14 protein-coding genes and 6 pseudogenes are annotated in these 18,083 nt (G+C 67.1%); 10 read left to right on the forward strand and 10 right to left on the reverse strand.

Going from position 1 to position 18,083, the window contains the following annotated elements:
* Nucleotides 1–17 precede the first annotated feature (17 nt).
* Complete coding sequence (locus tag ACFPQ9_RS37770; protein WP_380863486.1) at nt 18–410, reverse strand: hypothetical protein; 393 nt, start codon at nt 408–410, stop codon at nt 18–20.
* 138 nt (nt 411–548) lie between these two features.
* On the opposite strand from ACFPQ9_RS37770, the pseudogene ACFPQ9_RS37775 reads away from it, so the two are divergent.
* Nucleotides 549–1,199 (forward strand): annotated as a pseudogene (locus tag ACFPQ9_RS37775) (2-phosphosulfolactate phosphatase).
* 16 nt (nt 1,200–1,215) lie between these two features.
* On the opposite strand, the pseudogene ACFPQ9_RS37780 reads toward ACFPQ9_RS37775, so the two are convergent.
* A pseudogene (locus ACFPQ9_RS37780) lies at nt 1,216–1,344 on the reverse strand (IS21-like element helper ATPase IstB); the annotation flags it as partial.
* A gap of 204 nt (nt 1,345–1,548) precedes the next feature.
* Here ACFPQ9_RS37780 and ACFPQ9_RS44725 point away from each other — a divergent pair.
* The 3 genes and pseudogenes from ACFPQ9_RS44725 to ACFPQ9_RS37795 form a co-directional block, all read left to right on the forward strand.
* Nucleotides 1,549–1,839: pseudogene (locus tag ACFPQ9_RS44725) on the forward strand (HAMP domain-containing protein); the annotation flags it as partial.
* A gap of 472 nt (nt 1,840–2,311) precedes the next feature.
* Nucleotides 2,312–2,969 (forward strand): annotated as a pseudogene (locus tag ACFPQ9_RS37790) (response regulator).
* 53 nt (nt 2,970–3,022) lie between these two features.
* Nucleotides 3,023–3,903 (forward strand): IS5 family transposase gene (locus ACFPQ9_RS37795; RefSeq protein ID WP_380863488.1). Its coding sequence is split into 2 segments (ribosomal slippage): nt 3,023–3,584 and nt 3,584–3,903, totalling 882 coding nucleotides; the frame shifts between segments, so codons are not numbered across the junction.
* Between the two features lie 58 nt (nt 3,904–3,961).
* Here ACFPQ9_RS37795 and ACFPQ9_RS37800 read toward each other — a convergent pair.
* Nucleotides 3,962–4,510 (reverse strand): hypothetical protein, encoded by a 549-nt coding sequence (locus tag ACFPQ9_RS37800; RefSeq protein ID WP_380863490.1) that lies wholly within the window; start codon nt 4,508–4,510, stop codon nt 3,962–3,964.
* Between the two features lie 382 nt (nt 4,511–4,892).
* Between ACFPQ9_RS37800 and ACFPQ9_RS37805 the strand changes: the two genes are divergently transcribed.
* Together ACFPQ9_RS37805 and ACFPQ9_RS37810 are read left to right on the forward strand one after the other, a co-directional pair.
* Complete coding sequence (locus ACFPQ9_RS37805) at nt 4,893–5,330, forward strand: NfeD family protein (RefSeq protein ID WP_380863492.1); 438 nt, start codon at nt 4,893–4,895, stop codon at nt 5,328–5,330.
* 29 nt (nt 5,331–5,359) lie between these two features.
* The gene (locus ACFPQ9_RS37810; RefSeq protein ID WP_380863494.1) at nt 5,360–6,469 is read left to right on the forward strand and encodes an SPFH domain-containing protein; all 1,110 of its coding nucleotides are present in this window, start codon (nt 5,360–5,362) and stop codon (nt 6,467–6,469) included.
* Nucleotides 6,470–7,201: 732 nt separating this feature from the next.
* Here the strand turns inward: ACFPQ9_RS37810 and ACFPQ9_RS37815 are convergent.
* Nucleotides 7,202–8,098 carry an IS701 family transposase gene (locus ACFPQ9_RS37815; RefSeq protein WP_380863496.1) on the reverse strand — a complete coding sequence of 299 codons (897 nt, stop codon included), beginning with the start codon at nt 8,096–8,098 and terminating at the stop codon, nt 7,202–7,204.
* Nucleotides 8,099–8,231: 133 nt separating this feature from the next.
* Between ACFPQ9_RS37815 and ACFPQ9_RS37820 the strand changes: the two are divergent.
* Nucleotides 8,232–8,991, forward strand: a pseudogene (locus ACFPQ9_RS37820) (IS5 family transposase); the annotation flags it as partial.
* A 21-nt stretch (nt 8,992–9,012) separates the two neighbouring features.
* Nucleotides 9,013–9,252: a hypothetical protein gene (locus tag ACFPQ9_RS37825; protein ID WP_380863498.1), complete on the forward strand. Its 240-nt coding sequence runs from the start codon at nt 9,013–9,015 to the stop codon at nt 9,250–9,252.
* Between the two features lie 231 nt (nt 9,253–9,483).
* Here the strand turns inward: ACFPQ9_RS37825 and ACFPQ9_RS37830 are convergent, their stop codons facing one another.
* Complete coding sequence (locus ACFPQ9_RS37830; protein WP_380863500.1) at nt 9,484–9,777, reverse strand: hypothetical protein; 294 nt, start codon at nt 9,775–9,777, stop codon at nt 9,484–9,486.
* A gap of 971 nt (nt 9,778–10,748) precedes the next feature.
* On the opposite strand from ACFPQ9_RS37830, the gene ACFPQ9_RS37835 reads away from it, so the two are divergent.
* The gene (locus ACFPQ9_RS37835; protein ID WP_380863502.1) at nt 10,749–11,099 is read left to right on the forward strand and encodes a hypothetical protein; all 351 of its coding nucleotides are present in this window, start codon (nt 10,749–10,751) and stop codon (nt 11,097–11,099) included.
* A 157-nt stretch (nt 11,100–11,256) separates the two neighbouring features.
* On the opposite strand, the gene ACFPQ9_RS37840 is transcribed toward ACFPQ9_RS37835, so the two are convergent.
* The 3 genes and pseudogenes from ACFPQ9_RS37840 to ACFPQ9_RS37865 form a co-directional block, all read right to left on the reverse strand.
* On the reverse strand, nt 11,257–12,033 hold the full coding sequence (locus ACFPQ9_RS37840) for a hypothetical protein (protein ID WP_380863504.1): 777 nt from the start codon (nt 12,031–12,033) through the stop codon (nt 11,257–11,259).
* Between the two features lie 397 nt (nt 12,034–12,430).
* Nucleotides 12,431–13,344: pseudogene (locus ACFPQ9_RS44655) on the reverse strand (IS481 family transposase); the annotation flags it as partial.
* A 694-nt stretch (nt 13,345–14,038) separates the two neighbouring features.
* Nucleotides 14,039–14,413, reverse strand: a complete 375-nt coding sequence (locus ACFPQ9_RS37865) for a hypothetical protein (protein WP_380863512.1) — start codon at nt 14,411–14,413, stop codon at nt 14,039–14,041.
* A gap of 86 nt (nt 14,414–14,499) precedes the next feature.
* Between ACFPQ9_RS37865 and ACFPQ9_RS37870 the strand changes: the two genes are divergently transcribed.
* Nucleotides 14,500–15,012 (forward strand): PadR family transcriptional regulator, encoded by a 513-nt coding sequence (locus ACFPQ9_RS37870; RefSeq protein WP_380863514.1) that lies wholly within the window; start codon nt 14,500–14,502, stop codon nt 15,010–15,012.
* 751 nt (nt 15,013–15,763) lie between these two features.
* Here the strand turns inward: ACFPQ9_RS37870 and ACFPQ9_RS37875 are convergent.
* On the reverse strand, nt 15,764–15,988 hold the full coding sequence (locus ACFPQ9_RS37875; RefSeq protein ID WP_380863516.1) for a DUF5133 domain-containing protein: 225 nt from the start codon (nt 15,986–15,988) through the stop codon (nt 15,764–15,766).
* A gap of 776 nt (nt 15,989–16,764) precedes the next feature.
* Nucleotides 16,765–17,100 carry an ANTAR domain-containing protein gene (locus ACFPQ9_RS37880; protein WP_380863518.1) on the reverse strand — a complete coding sequence of 112 codons (336 nt, stop codon included), beginning with the start codon at nt 17,098–17,100 and terminating at the stop codon, nt 16,765–16,767.
* Nucleotides 17,101–18,083: the final 983 nt, after the last annotated feature.

An 18,083-nucleotide genomic window follows, 5' to 3' on the forward strand; every position in this document is an offset into this window, starting at 1 on the left:
CACCGGGACACCCGCTCCTATCTCACGCCTTCACGCGGGAAACCCCGGAGAAGATACTCAGAGATCTTGTGGTGGTGTGGGGCCGATCGGGCTGAGAAGCCTGCGGCGATCGTTCCGACGGCCTCGATGACGGACATCAACATGTAGAGGCCAAGGGCAGCGGCCGGAGAGCTGTAGCCGTCGGCGGTGCCGTCGAGCCTGAAGTGGGTCGCCACCTCGTCTAGGAACAAGTCCTGGAGCAGCAAGAATGCCATGCCGGTGGCCAATGACCCGCCCACGTACGCGCGGCCACCCAGCCGACGCGGCGGACGAGGCCTACCGACGCCTCTCGGTTCGACGCCATGGACTTCGGTCCCTTCCGTGAATCCACCACTGAAGTCTTTGGCATTGCGGTGGAACAGTTCCGGCATTCGGTGATCTTCGTACCCGGGCTGCTGCAACTCACCGACAGCTGCAACTACTTGGCATAATCACTCCGCGTCAGCCGCGCGGCGGTGATGGGGGCCGCCCCTCGGGGTGGGCGGTGGTGCCTCGGCGAGAATGGCGAGATGGACCATCGCTTCGTTGGCATCCCAGAGTTGAGGGACGTCCCGCTGCCTGGGCCTTCTCTTGTGGCGTCGAGAGGATCGTCCTGGCCGCGTCGGAGGAGGAAGCACTGGCCTTGAAGCGGGGCAGTCTGGGCTGGCTGGCTCTCAAGGACGGTGCTCCGGCGCCAGGCTTCGACGCGGTCAACTCACCCGGTCTGATCAGGTCGTCCGATCTGGCCGGTCGCACGGTGGTGCAGAAGACGACGGCAGGAACGGTGGGGGCGCTAGCCGTGGCGAACGCGCCCCTGGTGCTGTGCGCGAGCTTCGTGGTGGCCGGCGCGACGGCGCGGTTCCTTCAGACCAGGGGTTCAGGTCCGGTGACGTTCGTTGTCACCGGCGAGGACGGCCGGGCCGCTGAGGACCTCGCCTGCGCCGAATACATCGGCCGACATGTCGCGGGCTGCGCTGTGCAGGCGGCCCCGTATCTCAACCGGGCGAGGACTTCCCGGGCAGCCGCCGACTTCACGCGGATACCAGGGAGTGCATCAAGACGATGTCGATCTGTGCCTGGAGGTCGACAGGTTCTCCTTCGCGATGGTGGCTCGCCAGGAAGACTCTTTGACGGTGCTGCGTCCCGTTGCAGTGCCTGACAATTCAGCAGCCCCCTGGTGACCTGCTGGATTGCGGGTCATCCAGCTTTGGCCAGCGCCTGGGCTCGGGCTCGGGCTCGGGTACTGGCGAGGCGGTAGAAGTCCGTGCCTGCCTCGATGATGGTGCCGTTCACCGGGAGCCAGTCGACGATCGCCACGCGGAGCCTGGATCGTTGTACTGGCGGATCTTCCTTCTCAACGCGGCGGTGTTCGTCGCCGCGATTCTGCTGCTCCTGGAGCCGGTCACCGTCTCCACGCCGGTCCTGCTCGGCGAGGCGCTGGTCCTGCTCGCCGGGCTGGTGGTGATGCTGATCGCGAACGCCGTCCTGCTGAGGATCGGACTGGCACCGCTGGCCCGCCTGACCCGGGCCATGGCGACCGCCGATCTCCTCAGACCCGGCAGCCGTGCGACGGTCACCAGCCCCGGCGAGATCACCGAACTGACGAGGACCTTCAACGCCATGCTCGCCCGACTGCAGTCCGAACGGGCCACAAGCTCCGGCAGAGCTCTGTCCACGCAGGAGGCCGAGCGCCACCGCCTCGCGCAGGAGCTGCATGACGAGGTGGGCCAGACCCTCACCGCCGTCCTGCTCCAGCTCAAGCACGCGGCCGACCGCGCACCGCAGGCCGTGCGGGCCGATCTCCACCAGGCGCAGGAGACCACCCGCGCCGGTCTGGACGAGATTCGCCGCATCGCCCGCCGGCTGCGTCCGGGTGTGCTGGAGGAACTGGGTCCGCACAGTGCCCTGCGGGCCCTGACGACCGAGTTCACGACGTCCCGTCTGAGTGCGACGACCCACATCACGCCGGGCCTGCCGCCCCTCGACTCCGCCACCGAGCTCGTGCTCTACCGCATCGCCCAGGAGGGACTCACCAACACCGCACGCCACGACCGCGCCACGCGCGTCGAAGTCCACCGGCGCCCCGTCCCGACGGCGGTGGGAGCCTGCTGGTCCGTGACGATGGCCAGGGCAGCGGGGCAGCGCCCGAAGGCGCCTGCATCAGCGGCATGCGTGAACGTGCCCTCCTCACTGGAGCCGACCTCACCATCGGCCCGGGTCCGCAGGGCGGAACCGACATCCGCCTGCACGCGACGGGCAGCACAGCCGACCCCCGCCCACAGGAGAACGCGCGATGACCGCACCGGCTCGCATCCTGCTCGCCGACGACCACGTCCTCGTCCGTCGTGGTGTTCGCCTCATCCTCGATGCCGAACCGGACCTGATCGTGGTCGCCGAGGCCTCCGGCGGCGCGGAAGCCGTGACCCAAGCCCTCGGCAACGACATCGTTGGCCATCCTCGACATCGCCATGGCCCGCCAGACCGGCCTGCAGGCCGCGCGTGAGCTCTCCTGTGTCCGACCCGAACTGCGTACCTTGATGCTGACGATGTACGACAACGAGCAGTTCTTCTTCGAAGCGCTCAAGGCCGGAGCGTCGGGCTACGTCCCGAAATCCGTCGCCGACCGCGACCTCGTGGAAGCCTGCCGGGCCGCTCTGCGCGACGAACCCTTCATCTACCCGGGCGCCGAGTCCGCCCTGATCCGCACCTACCTCGACCACACCCGCGCCGACGACCGGCTTCCCACCCGGCCCATCACCGAACGGGAAGAGGAAGTCCTCAAACTCAAACTCGTCGCCGAGGGCCACTCCTCCAAGGAAATCGCCCTACTCCTCGTGATCAACGTCAAGACGGTCGAATGACACCGCGCCAACCTGCTCCAGAAACTCGGACTGCGCGACCGCCTGGAGCTCACCCGATACGCCATCCGCGTCGGCCTGATCGAGCCCTAAGGCCTGTCCGGCGGATCATTTGACCGCCTCGCCCTTGGAGCATTGTTCTGGCCATGGGGCGGGGCGATCTGACCAATGACGAGTGGGCGCGACTCGCGCTTCATTTACCCAAGGCTGGCCGCCGGGGCGGTCGCTGGCGGGATCACCGGACCGTGATCAACGGGATACTGTTCCGTGCCCGCACCGGCGTCCCGTGGCGGGATCTTCCAGCCCGCTTCGGAAGCTGGAAGACGGTCTATGAGCGCCACCGCCGCTGGTCGGCCGACGGCACCTGGGACCGGATCCTGCAGGCCATCCATGCCGAGGCCGACGCCGAGAGGCTAATCGACTGGAGCATGGTCAGCGTGGACTCGACCTCGTGCCGAGCTCACCAGCACGCGGCAGGGGCACCACACGAAGCGCCACGGATCCCGAAGGGGCGATCGTCTCCTCGCCAGCACCGACCCGACGAAGGACTTGACCGTTCCCGCGGCGGCCTCACCTGCAAGATCCATCTTGCTGGGGAAGGCGGCTGTCGCCCGCTAGCCTTGCTGATCACTCCAGGCCAGTGGGGTGACAGCCCCCAGTTGATACCCGTCCTGGAACGCATCCGGATCAAGCGCCCTGATGGCGGTCGCCCCGGACACGTCCGGACCACCTCGGCGGCGACAAGGCGTACAGCTCTCGCCGAAATCGGCACTACCTGCGCAGACGTCAGATCAAACACACCATCCCTGAGCCGAGGGACCAGCGTGCCAACCGTCGACGTCGCCGCAGCAACGGCGGTCGTCCCGCCGGGTTCGACAAGCAGTTGTACAAGCGGCGCAATGAAGTCGAGCGCACGATCAACCGGCTTAAGAATTCCCGGGCCGTAGCTACGCGCTACGACAAACGCGCCTACGTCTTCCACGGCACCGTAACCGTGGTTTCGATCCGCCTGTGGCTACGGACGTGATCAGCTGGCATCCACGGGAACGGCCACGGAGGCATCCCGGTCTGCCTGGCAGGCGTGCTCAGCATCGCGACCAAGCTTCCCGGGGCAGGAAGTGGGGGAGGTCATCCAGGGCCTCACGGGGGACGAACACCGGCCGCGTGAGGAGGTGATCGCCTGCGCGCTGCACATCCAGAACGACACCCAGTGAGTCCGACCCGGGGACTCCCGCATCCATGTATGAGAGCTCCGAATACGGCTCGCGGGCTTCGGCGCGGTCGAGCATCCACTGCTCCAGAGTGGAGGGGACCTGGCCGACCAAGGCCACGCCCTCCACGAAGACCTGAGGCCCTCGCAGAGCATCGATCACGACGCCGGCCAGCCGTTCCTCCCGGTAGTAGAGCGTCAGACCGAGCTCTCGGTACTCGCCCTCCTCAACGACCTCGACAGTCTCGTTTACACGACGGCTAAGCCTGTGCCGCTGAGCTTCCGTTGTGACACCGCTCAGTGCCTCCGATACCTCATGGGGCCTCACACCGAACGTCAGCGGCCCCACACTCACAAATGGATCCAGAGTCCATTGCTGCCGTTCGTCATCCGCCAGCACATGCCACCACTTGAACATAGCCAAGGAGGCTACGGCAGCGTCACGCGGTCATCGGCTGCAAGATCCGCCGGACAGGCCTTAGGCCCAGTGCCGGCCGCCCGGCCACATCCCGCAGGAGCACTCCGCGCATGCTGATCCCGCTCGATATGGGTGTCACCACGGATGGACACCAGCGGCGTCCAGCGTCACGCTGTTCCGCAGAGGCACGTCGTCGTCGACGGCAAACCAGCGACACTTGGGGGGCCTTGGAACCCCGCATCTGGTCTCGGAAGATCAGCAACCTGTCCCACGAGGATCGCCGGCGGAGAAGCACTCAGCAATCAAGAGCTACGACCGCAGCGTCTGTCCCAGTCGGCGTCCGCAGAGGTAGCTTTGTGGAGAAAGCCCTTTCGAGGAGGGTGATTCCATGCCGTGGTTCGTCTGGCTGCTTGCCGCCGGAGCGCTGGGTGTCGCGGAGTTCTTCACTTTCACACTGGTCTTCGGATTGCTGGCGGGCGCTGCGTTGGTTGCCGCAGTAGTCGCTGGTTTGGGCATCGGCCTTCTCGGCCAGCTCGTGGCCGTCGGAGTGGCGGCGGCAGCGGGTCTCGTCATCATCCGCCCCATCGCGCTGCGGCATATGACACAGGAACCGATCACACGCGACGGGACCGATGCGCTGATCGGCAAACGAGCCGAAGTCATGCAGGAGGTAACCGCGACCCGCGGCCTGATCAGGCTCTACGGCGAGGAATGGTCCGCCCGCGCTTTCGACGAGAGCCTTGTGATCCCGGTGGGAGCGTCGGTCGATGTGATGGAGATCGAAGGCGCCACGGCCATCGTCTACCCCCGCGAACTCCTTCCGTGAACGGCTGAACACATAGCAACGGAGGCACTGTGGATCCAGTTGTCATCCCCATTCTCGTGGCGGCCATTGTCGTCGTCTTCGTCTTTGCCTCCGCAGTGCGGATCGTGCCGCAGGCTCGCCGCTACAACATCGAGCGGTTCGGCCGATATCGTCGGACGCTGCAGCCCGGCCTGAACCTGGTCGTGCCGGTGGCAGACCGCGTCAACACCAAACTCGACGTGCGCGAGCAGGTCTACTCGTCCGACCCCAGGCCGGTGATTACCGAGGACAACCTCGTGGTGAATATCGACACCGTCCTCTACTACCAGATCACGGACCCGCGGGCGGCGGCCTACGAGGTCGCCGACTACCTGCAGGCGATCGATCAGCTCACCGTGACCACGCTGCGGAACGTCATCGGCAGCATGGACCTGGAGGAGACACTCACCTCGCGAGAGGAGATCAACTCCCGGCTCCGCGCCGTCCTCGACGATGCCACCGGCAAGTGGGGCATCCGGGTCAACCGCGTCGAGATCAAGGCCATCGATCCACCGCACACCATCAAGGAAGCGATGGAGAAGCAGATGCGGGCCGAGCGAGACAAGCGCGCGGCCATCCTGCACGCCGAAGGAGAGAGGCAAGCCAAGATCCTCACCGCGGAAGGCACCAAACAGAAGGACATCCTGGAGGCACAGGGCACGCAACAAGCCATGATCTTGCGGGCTGACGGCGAGGCAAAGGCGGTCGAACTCGTCTTCCAGGCCGTCCATCGCAACAACGCCGACCCGAAAGTCCTGGCCTACAAGTACCTTGAGACGCTCCCGCACCTGGCGAGCAGCGACAACAACACGTTCTGGGTGATCCCAGGGGAGCTGACCGAGGCAGTCCGGACGGTCACCCGTGCATTCGGCGATCAGTCGACGGCGGGCCCTCCCCAACCTGCTCAATCCGAGACAACAGTCTCCGCCGACGCCGACGACTCGCCGCACGAAAGCCCGATTCCGGAGCTCGATGCCGGCTCGACGGTTTCACTCGACGCTGCGACAGCTGCCGACGAGGCCGAGAAGCAGGCCGCAGCCGCGGTGAGCGACGCCAAAGCGGAGGCCGAGGCTGCGATGTCGCCCCAGACGCCGCACCGCGAGCAGACGACCGGCGATTGACCCCACCCTCAACTGTCCCCAGATGTGCCGCTCGAACCGCCGAGTTGACCTCGAAGTACAGCGCACGGGTGACCAACAACCTGGAGCGCCATGGCAAGAAGCAAGCGCGCATCAACGGCGATGGGGTGAAGTCATAAGGGCCACGCTCACGCTTGGCCAGGAGTCAGCCAGCGCACCGGCGTCACCTTGCGCCGAGTCGCAATCTACGGCTGGAGTACTTAGTACTCCAGCAGCGTTCGCTATCTGGCCTGGTCAGAGGCATCGTCGGGAGTGTAGTTGGCTGCTGGCATGTCAGGGGCGGTCTTGCCGGACCGCCCCTCCAACGAATGACATCGTCGTTGGTAGTGACAGTGCCAGGCCACGGCCTGACGCCTTCGCCGCCAGTGTGACCATCTCAGCGCAAGGATGCGAAGTGGCGTGCGGGGCCGGCGTGCGGGGCCAGTTGCCAGGAGCCGGCGGACCTCTGCCACGGTGAGCGGAACCAGGGTGGAACCGTTTCTGCATCCCCCTTTGCAGCCGCCTGTGCCGCCGTGACCGCGAGAAAGGCATGCGCGAGCTTGGCAGGGTGATGTGCCTCATCCAGCCGACGTAGCGGCGGACTTCGTACTGGTCCAGGCCGCACTCGTTCTTCGCGGCCTGGAAGCATCCCTCGATCGCCCACCGGCGCCCGGCAATGCGCACGAGCCGGTCGACGTCGGCGCCCACTGGCGCGTATGCGAGGTAGTAGGCGATCTAATCGGGTCTACTGGTACTGCGCCGGGCCAGCGCCCAGCGGTGATGGGTCGGCCGCTCACCGTCGAAGTCCTCGATCACCGGGAGCTGGACGGCCGCCCAGTCATAGACGCGCGGGCCCTTGGCGCCGTCGCCGCACGAACGTTGCTCCCATGCCTCATCCGGCGCCTGGCTGAAGAGGTGGTCGATGCGTCCGAAGTGGGGCACCGGCTGGGACTTCGGGACGCGAGCACGTAGCCGACCGCGGCTTCTTCCAGCGTCCGGCGAAAGTGCCACTCCTGGCCGTAGGCGGCATCCGCGGTCACCCAGGAGATCGGCCAGCGGGGAGGCGAGTGCGCGCAGCACCATTGCCCTGGCCAGTTCTGGTTTGGTGGCGAAGGCCCGTTCGTCGGGGATCTTGGCGGCGCGGCAGCGTTCGCGGTCGACCGTCCAGGACTTGGGCAGATACAACTCGCGGTCCACCAGGGCGCGTGCGCGGATGGTGGCGTAGGCAGCGAAGACGCCGATATGGCAGTTCTCGGTGCGGCGGGCGGTGCCGGAGTACTGGCGCTGCCCGCCCGCGGAGGTGGCGCCCTTCTTGATGAAGCCGGTGTCGTCGAGGATAAGGACTCCGTCGGCCTCGCCGACCTTGTCGGCGACGTATGTCTGAAGGTCGTCGCGGACGTCGTCGGCGTTCCAGGTGGCCCGGTTGAGTAGCCGTTGCAGGCCGTCGGGGGTGCGGTGGCCTGCGTGTTCGGCCAGTTGCCAGCCGTTATTGCGGCCGACCGGGCCGAGCAGGGCGCGGACGTAGTCACGCAGGCGGCGTCGCAGGTCGGCCCGGCCGAAACGGTGGCCGATACGCAGGAAGAGGTCGTCGAGTTCACGGTCCCAGGTCGCGTCGGCAAGGTCGTCGATCACGCGTGGAGGCTGCCCTCACTACCGCGCAGACAGCTCTCGATGTCATTCGTTGGAGGGGCGGTCCGGCAAGACCGCCCCTGACATGCCAGCAGCCAACTACACTCCCGACGATGCCTCTGACCAGGCCAGATAGCGAAACGTCGAGGCCATCGCGTGGAAGTACCGCACCTGTTCGCCCTGGCGCGATCTGCCCGAAGAGCTCGGCTCTTTCAAGACCGCGCACAAACGGCTGCTGCGGTGGGCGGTCGACGGGACGTGGGAGAAGATCTTCGTCGCCGTCCTGGCAACGGCGGACGCCGACGACGACATCGGCTGGACCGCCTCGGTGGACTCCACCGTCTGCCGGGCCCACCAGCACGCTGCCGGGGCCCGCAAAGGGTGAGTCAGTCCGCGGTGAGCCCGCCGACCACGCGTTGGGCCGTTCCCGAGGCAGCCTGAGCACCAAGGTCCACTTGGCCTGCGACACCCATGCCCGTCCTCTGGCGATCACGGTCACCGCCGGACAGGCAGGTGACGCCCCCTCGTTCACCGCCGTGATGACCGCGCTCCGCGTTCCTCGCACCGGGCGCGGACGCCCTCGCACCAGACCGGACGTAGTGATCGCGGACCGGGCGTACTCTTCCCGAGCGATCCGGTCCCACCTGCGCGAACGGCACATCCGGGCGGTCATCCCGCAGCCCGTGGACCAGGCCCGCAACCGGCGCCAACGAGGCTCACGGGGCGGCCGGCCACCGGGCTTCGACGCTGATGCCTACAAGCAGAGGAACGCCGTCGAGCGGTGCATCAACCGTCTCAAGCAGTGGCGCGGCCTGGCCATGCGTACCGACAAACTCGCCATCGCCTACCAGGCCGCACTCCACCTCGCGGCCATCCTCTTCTGGGCCCGTAGATGACCAAGGAGACAGAACCTAGCCGTGCAGCGGAACACCGAGCGCGCGGCCTCCTGGTCCGAGCCGGTCCGCCGCATCGCGCAGCCCTCCAGGCGCGCGCCCGGCGTCAACTATCACCGGCTCTCGCCCGACGAACACGCATGGATCTTCGACGAGCTGATCGCCCCGTCGTACCTGACCCGCATCGTGTCGGCGCGCACTGGCGAGAGCGTGGCGGGGTGCGGCCGACGATGGCGACGTGCGCTCAGGTTCCAGCGTGGATGAAGAGGTCGGACAATCGCTCGGCGGTGCTGGCCGGCCTGGATACCCTGCGGCGCGGGCCAAGCGGTCCGCACCTGGCGACCGCTCCGATGTTGCGGACGGACACGGTGACCGCCCACGATCGCACAGAAGTACGCCCTTCCGGGGCGGCCCTTCTGAGTCTGAAGGCCTCGTTCACAGCCATGCGTTGATGGCTGCGACGAGGACGGTTGCCTCGTAGCGGACATCAACGGGTCACGCCCCGCTGACCTTGCTGAAAGCGAGGACTACCGAGAGGCAGCCCAGCGGAAACGCCCCGGCTATGAGTACCAGCTTGCCGTTACGGCGGCGGTGTCCGCGCACGGCCAGCCAGACGCCAACAAGGGCTACGGCGGCGATTACTACTCCCGCTAGGCGTGGCAGGGCGAGCGGGAAGAGGCCGACGACGAACATCAGCGCGTTGATCACGGCGACGGTGATCGTGATGTTGAACCGCCTGTGTTCGTCCGTGCGTGCGGCGGTGTCATCGCCCATATCGTTCATCAGCATCGTGACAAACTACCAATGCGGTACCGCCCGACCGATGTCCTTATCGTTCCGGCGCATCGTGATCCGTGCCATCACTTCGGAGAATCCGCACCCAAGGGGCACGGTCCTGCACCCGGCCGGCGACGCACGCTTCATCGTGGCTGAATTCGCCGACGGGAGAGGTCAGGAGAGGGAGGCGCCCAGCAGCACCCCGGCCAGCGCCCCCAGGCCACCACCACGTCCCACCGCGCAGCCCCATCCGCAACCAGCCCGCCCCCCAGGTCCGCGCTTCCCCCAACCGGTGCTCCGACCGCAGTGGGAGCACCTTTTCGCGTCAGGAGCCGACCTCCTGGCGACGGCTGGGCCGTCGGACCTGCCCGATCACATCTGCCCGCGGATTTGGGGGCGAGCAAAGCCAACCCGATGAAACGGAGTTTCGTTTCTCCGGTATGACCTTTCCACCCACGAAAGCGGCGCCCCAAGGAAACCGCTGATCACGCCCGCGGGAGCGGGGCTATCAACGGCACATGGTCAACGCAGTCCTGCGCGGCCTCGCTGCCGCCGGCCACGCCGCGGAGACCCTGCCGCTGTCCGACGCCATCGCCGGCCTCCCCGTGGCCACCCGCCATCTGTAGGAGCCACAGCCGCACCTACATCCTGAAGAGGTATTACCGAGGACCCGCGTTTTACACCCTTCGTTGTGGCACGAGCACGTGGGGCTGGAAGCACATCAAAGTGCGCCATGGCTGGAACACTACGATGGACCGAAAGATCGATGCGGCCATCTGGTCCGGCAACCCCAATGGCCGCGGCGGTTACTCCACATACACAAAGAATCAGTGCCCGCGAGTGGAGAAGTTCCGCGCTATCCTCGGCACCCCGGGCCGGGAACAACGACCTTCTGACGGCGTACACGGTCGATCAGCCGGCCGTCGCCGGCGCTGCCGCCTGCTAGACGCTGTGTTGGGGCACGGGGCAAGGTGAAAGGGTGGTTGATCCCTGTGGAGGAGCGGACGCCAGCCGAGCAGGCCCTGAGCCGCTCGTACGACACCTCTGACGGACTGCGTTTCGACGTCATCGCATTGTCGGTGGAGCACCATCCCGACCGCAGTGCGACGCTGACGTACTGGCTGACTGTGGGCCGTCATGGCCATCCGGATGAACGCTGGACGGTGACCCTGCCCTGGAACGACAAGTCATGGGCGGACGTCCTCACCTCACCTGCTCCCCTTGCTGACCGGCTGCGGCGGCTTGTCCACCTCGTCCATGCCCATCTGGAAGAGTGGTGGCACACGAAGGGACACAATCGGCAGTCGGCGAAGATGGGACGGCGACTTTCCTGACCTCTCGCGGCGTCCTCGGCCCGCCAGCGCCACGATGGCAGCCCCGGCAGTGCCTTTCCCCGCAAAGCCGACGTACGTCCCTGGAGGGCAGTGCGCGGCAGGATCTCCGGCTCCTCAAGCTGCCCCGCCGGACGCAACCGATCGGTTTGTGGGTGGACTACGAGTCCACCAGGTACGTCTTCTCCCCCACCATCAGTGGTGCGTCTGCGGGCCCCTTGATGTACGGGCCGCGCCAGATCACTCGGTGTTCCTGACGGCTGGGATACCACTGCCTCACCTTGTGCATACGCACCGGCCACCGGTGGTGGTACACCCGCTTCACCTCCCGCGCCGGATCCGACGGACGGGGAGTGGGCGCAGCTAGCCGGATGACGCGCACATCGGGATCTGGCAGCATCGAGCCGTCACGACCACCCGCCGTCGGGCGCATACCGGAAGTGCCCCGCGATGGGCTGGCGTCGGTGACGCCCTGGGCGATGAGCCGCCAGAAGGCGAACATGTAGCGGCCGACGAAGTCGTCGTACGGGTCGTCCACGCGGCCGCCACCCCACTCCCCGTCTCGGGGACCGGATCGGAGCGCCACTCGGAGGCACGCATCGCCCCGCATGCCGTACATGCCGTCCGGCATCAGAGGCGGCAGGGGGCTTCCGGAAGCTCGCGCCAGGGAGACCGCCATCCGCCATTCGGCTGGCTGCACCGGCCCATCGCGGTCCATGAACGTCGTCACTTGCACACCGGAGTACTGGGCCGTCGGCAGGATCTGGTGCTGGGTGATGAACTGCCAGCCGAATGCCTTCGTGTCCGACAGGGAGCCGGTGCGGTTGACGATCACGACCGGGTCGGGCAGAACCAGCAGACCGGCGGGTGCGAGGATGTCCCGGTCGCGGTCCAGCGTGCTGAGGTCGGCTAGTTCCAGGGTGGCGGCTGCGGCCATGACCGCGGCATGCGCGGCTGGGGAGATGATGAGGACCTCCGCCTGACGCAGCAGTTTCCGTATCTGCCGTAACTGCCAGGCGGCAGCCTGGGGCCACGGCGGCCGACACCCCTCTTGCCCAGCGTCATCGACAACGCCGCATCCCGCTCCAAGCCCTCCGGCCGTTCGGCCACGTGCGCAAGGTCGCTGTGAAGCAGCACAGCGTGCAGCTCGGCAACGACGAGTTGCCAGTCAGATACCGCTGCACCGCGACCGGTACCTGCTGGCCGTCCGAGGCGAGCATGGTGGAGCCGTTCGGCGGAACGACGACCTCGAGCTCCACCGCCCCCGCGGCGACTGGTGGAGCCGCCGCAAGCTCGATCAGATCCACGGCGCCCTCGTGCGCCAATGTCCCGAGCTGCTCCTCCACCGGGTCGGCGGCTGGGATCTCGATCTCCGGGCTGGGGGTGTTGGGCCGGAACCGCTCGATCGGCCGGGCCATGTCCAAGGCCTGGTGGGGGGCGTTAATGGTTGTAGCTGCCCACCCATTCATCGATGGCTTCCTTGGCGGCCTAAAAGGACGCGAACGGTGCGACGTGGTCGAGGAACTCTCGGCGCAGCGTTTTGTGAAACCGTTCGATCTTCCCGGTGGTGGTCGGAGACCGCGGCTTGGTGAGCCGGGCGGTGATGCCGTTCTGCCGGCAGATCCGTTCGAACATCACCTCCACCGGCAGTGGCTTGGCGAAGCGGCCGGTGAACTGCTTGCCGTGGTCCGTGAGAACCTCGGACGGGACCCCGTAGCGGCGCATCGCGGAGACGAAGGCTTCGCAGACCGCGCGACCGCTGGGAACCGTCACTAGCGTGGAGATCACCACGAACCGGGAGTGGTCGTCGATCCCGGTGACCAACTTGCACTCCCGGCCGTCGGCCAGGAACACGCCACCGACCAGGTCCATCTGCCACAAGTGCATCGGGGCGGCCCGGTGCCAGCATTTGAACTGCCGCTTGTGTTCCTGCTCTTGAGAGGTCATCAGCCCGTTGCGCACCAGGATTCGGTGCACGGTCGCTTGCGAGGGCAGCGGGGTGACACCGCGTCGGTCCATCTCATACCGCAGCCGACGGGCACCCCACCGGGGATGCCGACGACGCAGCTGGCAGACCAGGGCCTCAACATCGGCGGAGGTCCGCCCGGGCTGTGGTGCGGGCGGCGCGAGCGATCCAGAAGCCCGGTCATGCCTCCTGCTCGAACCGCGTCCTCCAGGTGCGCAAGGACTGCCGCGAGGTCCCGTAGCGGGCGGCGACCTCGCCGATCGGCGAGCCCTCCAGAACCTCCGGACTCCTCAGTACCGGTACTCCTGAAGCTCGGCCGGCTCCATGCCACACCCCCGGTCCCACCACCACTCTGTGCCGCAATGTACGAGGTGAGGCGGGCAAGGATGTGCTGAGACCGGAACAGACCGACATCACGAAAACGATCAAGCATCTACCGAACACAAACGGTCAAGGAAGTACTGAGCCGTTACAAGCCACTCTAGGCCGTCGACGAAGGCCTCACCGGACGGGGCGTCCCACCGGGCACCATCCGCGCCGCCCGCACCTACACCGGCACGGGAACTCGAGGTACATCGTGCTCGTGTGGAACGTCAGTCGTACCGCCGGCACGGGCGACCTCCGTTTCAACTGGGAAGAAGACACCGGCTGGTCCTTCGCCCTGCTCGGGATCAGCCCCTCGATCCCCCCACCCAGCCGCTCAAGGCGCTGCACCGGGTCTTCGCGTCCCCGGGCGACGATGCCGAGGTGGCCGACCACCTCGTGCGCCACGGGCGTACGCCCACCGGCGAGTACGTGCGGAATGGGTCCAGGCAGCACACGTGCGGGCCACGAACGACAGGTTCGCGCCACCGTGAACGCGCCGGGCGGCTTCTGGACGAGCGCTGGGTGAACAGCTCGGGGCGCTTGCCATGACAGCGCTCGGGCATCCCGCTCGCCACTTTCCGTGACCGTCGACTGGGCTGATGCCGCTCGCTCAGCCGAAGAAGCCCACGATCCGGGCGATCCGGTTGTCCGCGGTGAACTCTACGAAGTCGAGTCCGGGCAGTTCCCGGCCGTAGTTCACGCCTGCGGCGACGATGGAGTCAGGTGCGGTCATCAGCCAGCTGAACCTGCCGACGCCGTGGTGGGTGTCGAGGCCGCTGGTGGGGCGGAGGGTGAAGCCGGGATAGCGTTCCGCCGTGCCGAGGACGAGCCGGACCATGCCTTCGACGCCCACGATTGTGTCGGTCATCGTGTCGGTGTAGGTGCTGTCCTTGGTCCAGCACCGGGCGAAAGAGGCCCTGATGGTCTCGGCACCATTCCCGCTCCACGCCGCCGCGTAGTCGGCGATCGCCTGCTGTCGCTCCATGTCCACTCCTGACTAGTCATGTCTTGAATAGGCTGGACGCTAGGCTGCCATCGAGACCTAGTCAAGACTGGACTAGGATGATGCTCATGTCAGTCGGCGGTTACCTCGTACTGGGCCTCCTGCTGGACGGTCCCGCTTCGGGCTACGAGCTCGGCACGCGGGCGTCCAGGGCGGTGGCCTACTTCTGGCCGATCACGCGGTCGCACATCTATACCGAGCTGCCCAAACTGGTGGATCGCGGACACGCCACGGTGCAGCACGTCGTCCAGGAGGCGGTGCCCGACAAGCGGGTCTACACCGCAACCGACGCCGGCCTGCACGCCTTCCGAGGCTGGCTGGACGGCTTCAACACGGTCTCCGAACGCGCCCGTCAGCCCTTGCAGATCCAGATGCATTTCGCCCAGCACACAAGCGCCGAGCACCTGCTCGGACAGCTCGATCAGTGGGAAGCGGAACTGCGTAACACCCTCGTGCTGTGCCAGGAACTCCTCGCCGAGTACGCGGACCACACCGGCCGCAGCCTGACAGCACGGTTCGCGATCAACCGCGCCGAGGCCGACCTCGCGTGGATCGATGAGGCCCGCGCGGCACTGACCTGACCCCGTCAAGATTCGGGGCCCCCGGCCTGTGGCGGGCCAGGGCAGGGGCCAGGCCATCAGGACGTGATCGGCGCATACGCTCTGGCCGGACCACCACACGAGTGAAGGCTTGCCGCACAGGACGCCGTGCGTCCACTCCTGCTGGCCGGTGGGTTGGCAACTCGTCTCCCGACTTGCCAGCCAGGTCATCTGCGGGCGGGTTGGGTCAGAGTTCCCGGGCCGGTCTCTGGGCCAGAAACTGCCACCATGCGTCAAGGCAATCGGCTGGTGTGCTTGCGGCAGGTGTCACCGTGCGCGTCTGGCACTGGGGGCACAGTTCATGGTGCCCCTGGTCCGTGATCACGGTGCCCCATCCTCGGCATACGTTGCAGCCGCGGGCCAGGGCCGGGTCGGCACGAGGAACGAGCCTGGGATTGGGTTCTCCTGAGCGGGCCATCGTGGCGTCCTCCTCAGCGAAGCCAGAACGGGATGCGGCTTACCGGTACCTCGTCCGCGTTGTCCTCCCAGGCATCACACCGCCGGCCCGCAGCGCGACCCGAGTGCCCCGCATAGGTCCCCTCACGCGTGAAGCCCTGGTACGCCGCCACTCCCCCGCGCTGCTCATTCGGCGCTGCGCCTTGTCACCGCGGCCGAGATTCATGACGGCTGGAAGGTGATCGCTGTGCCGTGCTGCCGCCAGGTCCTCGTGAGGTCTACGCCCATGCCGTCGGCGTCACCGGCGGGGCAAGGAAGGCGCCGACGCTCCCCTCACTCAGTCGTGGAGGGGGTGGTGCCGTTGCATAGCTGCGACCATCTGCTGGCGGGCGACAAAGAGTGCCATGTCCAGCTGGCGGGTGCCGGTGATCACACAGAGCGTGTAGGTGGCGTCTTCGAGCCGGCGAGCGGTGTCCGCGCTGGGATGGGCAGCCAGGCGGCGGCTGAGCGTTTCGCATCGTTCGATCAGGTCCCGCAGGAGCGAGGGGTGCGCCGTGATCATGGTGCCTCCCTACCTTCAGCCCCGAGTGGACTGTCCTTCGCCCATACGGTCGCAGCCGGCGGATCCCTCCGCATCCTGATCAGGCATGCTCCGCACTCTGAGCTGGGGTTTTACCTTCGGATACCGCGCGCGGGCCCGCCGTGGGGTCGCGCTGGCATGGTCCGACCGGGTTCATCAGGCCCGGGGCATCCCGGGAACAGCCCTCGCCGACGGCAGGCGTGCGGCACGATATACCGTGGCACCCGGGACCGTGTCGGCGGCCGCAGGGTAACCCTGTTCTCGGTGCTGTTGGCCCGGCACACTCACGCCCGCCCCATCGGCGCCGGCCGTCACGTATAGGGGAGGCGCCCGCCGACGTGTTGGCCCATTCCGTGCAGCTGATCATCGATACGAAGACCGGACCACACGGGCAGGCGACCGCAACGGCTGGAGGCGGCTTAAGGGCAGAACCTCTGCATGCCGAGGGTGATTGGGAGGGCCAGTGTGACCGTCCAGCCTCTGTTGCTCACCGGAGCCCGCCTCCCGCTGGGGCGCATGCGGGCCCCGGCCTCCGCCCCTGCGGCGGTGCAATGGCATCGGTAGCGGTGCCCCAAAAGCACCGCCGGGACGAACCCCGCCCGAGGGCATCACACCGGGGGGAGGACGCGTGTCCCCGCGCGGGGATGGCCGTCGTTGAGTATCGGCCCCAGGCGGCGGCCGTTCTCTGAGCCTCCCAGGTGTGCTTCCTGTAGAGGTCCTTGGATCCGGACGACTTCAGTCGGGCTCCATGTGTCTGGCTACTCAGGTTCCGGTGGAGCCTCGGGGAGCTGGGTAAGACTGTTGCGGTCGAGGGCGTCTTCGAGTTCGGCGCGGATCTCGTAGGGAATCTCCCCGGTGCGCCCCCAGAGCACGACCAGTTCGGCGACGTGGCGCAGCTTGATGTTGGTGTGCTGGGAGACCTCCCGCAGCACGGTCCAGCCCTGGTCCGGCGTGACACGGCCCATGGCGACCATCATCCCGATGGCCTGGTCCACCACCGCGTGCGAGACGACGGCCTGCTTGAGCTGCTGTACCTCTTCCTCCAGCTCAAAGACCCGGTCCGCTCCGCGATCGTCTTCTCCGTCCTTGTGCACGTCACCATTCTGCGCGGACGGCATGGACGCACACCAGCGTGGCGCGTGGGAAGACACGCGACGCTCAGACCCCGCCGTCGTGTGTGTGCTCCTGGCCCGCGGGCCAGGAGCACACACCAGGGCTGCGCTTCCGAACCCCGCTCCCGCGAGAGTGGCCGCCGGCGGAAGGGGCCTGCTCTCTGAGAACGACGAAGGACGCAGTGGGCCAGTGCTGCGCCGTTTCGCTCTACGCCTGCCGCAGCCCCTTCAAGCGCGGCCGCGTAAGCGTCCCTGATCAGCCCCCTCGACCAGAGGCTGCCACAAGATCGAAACGGCCTGACTGTCCTCGCGTGGCACGCCTGCGGCACGGTCGTCATCGTCTGTACCTGACTGGCACTCGGGGCACAGTTCATGGTGCCCCTGGTCTGTGATCACGCTTCCCCACCCTCGGCAGACGGTGCAGCCGCGGGCCAGAACCGGGTCCGCGCGAGGAACGGGCCTGGAGGCGAATTTTCCTGAGCAGGCCATCATGGCGGCCCCCTGAGCGAAGAATGGACAGAATGCAGTTGGCCGGTGCCCCGTTTCGCGTCGACCTCCCGGGCGTCACACCGCCGCCCGCAGTGCCACCCGAGTGCCCCGCGTATGCCCGTCTCACGCGCGAAGCCCGTCCGGCCCTGAGGGCACGCTTCGAACACGGAGATCGAGGTTAGGCGGCGCTCTTCTTGCCGCTGCGTCCGGTCCGGGTGAGGGCGTCGACCAGTTCGTCCCGGCTCATCTTGGAGCGGCCCGTGATGTTCTTCTCGCTGGCTCGTCCGTACAGCTCGGACTTGCTCAGCTGCCGCAGCTCGCTCCTGCCACTGCGGCTGTGCTCCGCCTTGGCGGAGGACTTTGTGTTGCCGGCCTGCTTGGCCGGAGCCGTGCGTGGGGGCTTGCTCTGCCACGTCTTCCGTTTCCTGCCGCGGGGACGTGGTCAAGACTGCTCTTCAGCACCAACAGCAGATCGA

It is taken from the genome of Streptomyces coerulescens (assembly GCF_042657965.1).
Taxonomy (GTDB): Bacteria; Actinomycetota; Actinomycetes; order Streptomycetales; family Streptomycetaceae; genus Streptomyces; species Streptomyces coerulescens.

Excerpts from the sequence above, each read along its gene's own strand:
- ACFPQ9_RS37770 (WP_380863486.1), bottom strand. The coding sequence starts at position 410 with ATGCCGGAACTGTTCCACCGCAATGCCAAAGACTTCAGTGGTGGATTC.
- ACFPQ9_RS37805 (WP_380863492.1), top strand. The coding sequence starts at position 4,893 with ATGCCGTGGTTCGTCTGGCTGCTTGCCGCCGGAGCGCTGGGTGTCGCG.
- ACFPQ9_RS37830 (WP_380863500.1), bottom strand. The coding sequence starts at position 9,777 with ATGCTGATGAACGATATGGGCGATGACACCGCCGCACGCACGGACGAA.
- ACFPQ9_RS37840 (WP_380863504.1), bottom strand. The coding sequence starts at position 12,033 with ATGGCCGCAGCCGCCACCCTGGAACTAGCCGACCTCAGCACGCTGGAC.
- ACFPQ9_RS37865 (WP_380863512.1), bottom strand. The coding sequence starts at position 14,413 with ATGGAGCGACAGCAGGCGATCGCCGACTACGCGGCGGCGTGGAGCGGG.
- ACFPQ9_RS37870 (WP_380863514.1), top strand. The coding sequence starts at position 14,500 with ATGTCAGTCGGCGGTTACCTCGTACTGGGCCTCCTGCTGGACGGTCCC.
- ACFPQ9_RS37875 (WP_380863516.1), bottom strand. The coding sequence starts at position 15,988 with ATGATCACGGCGCACCCCTCGCTCCTGCGGGACCTGATCGAACGATGC.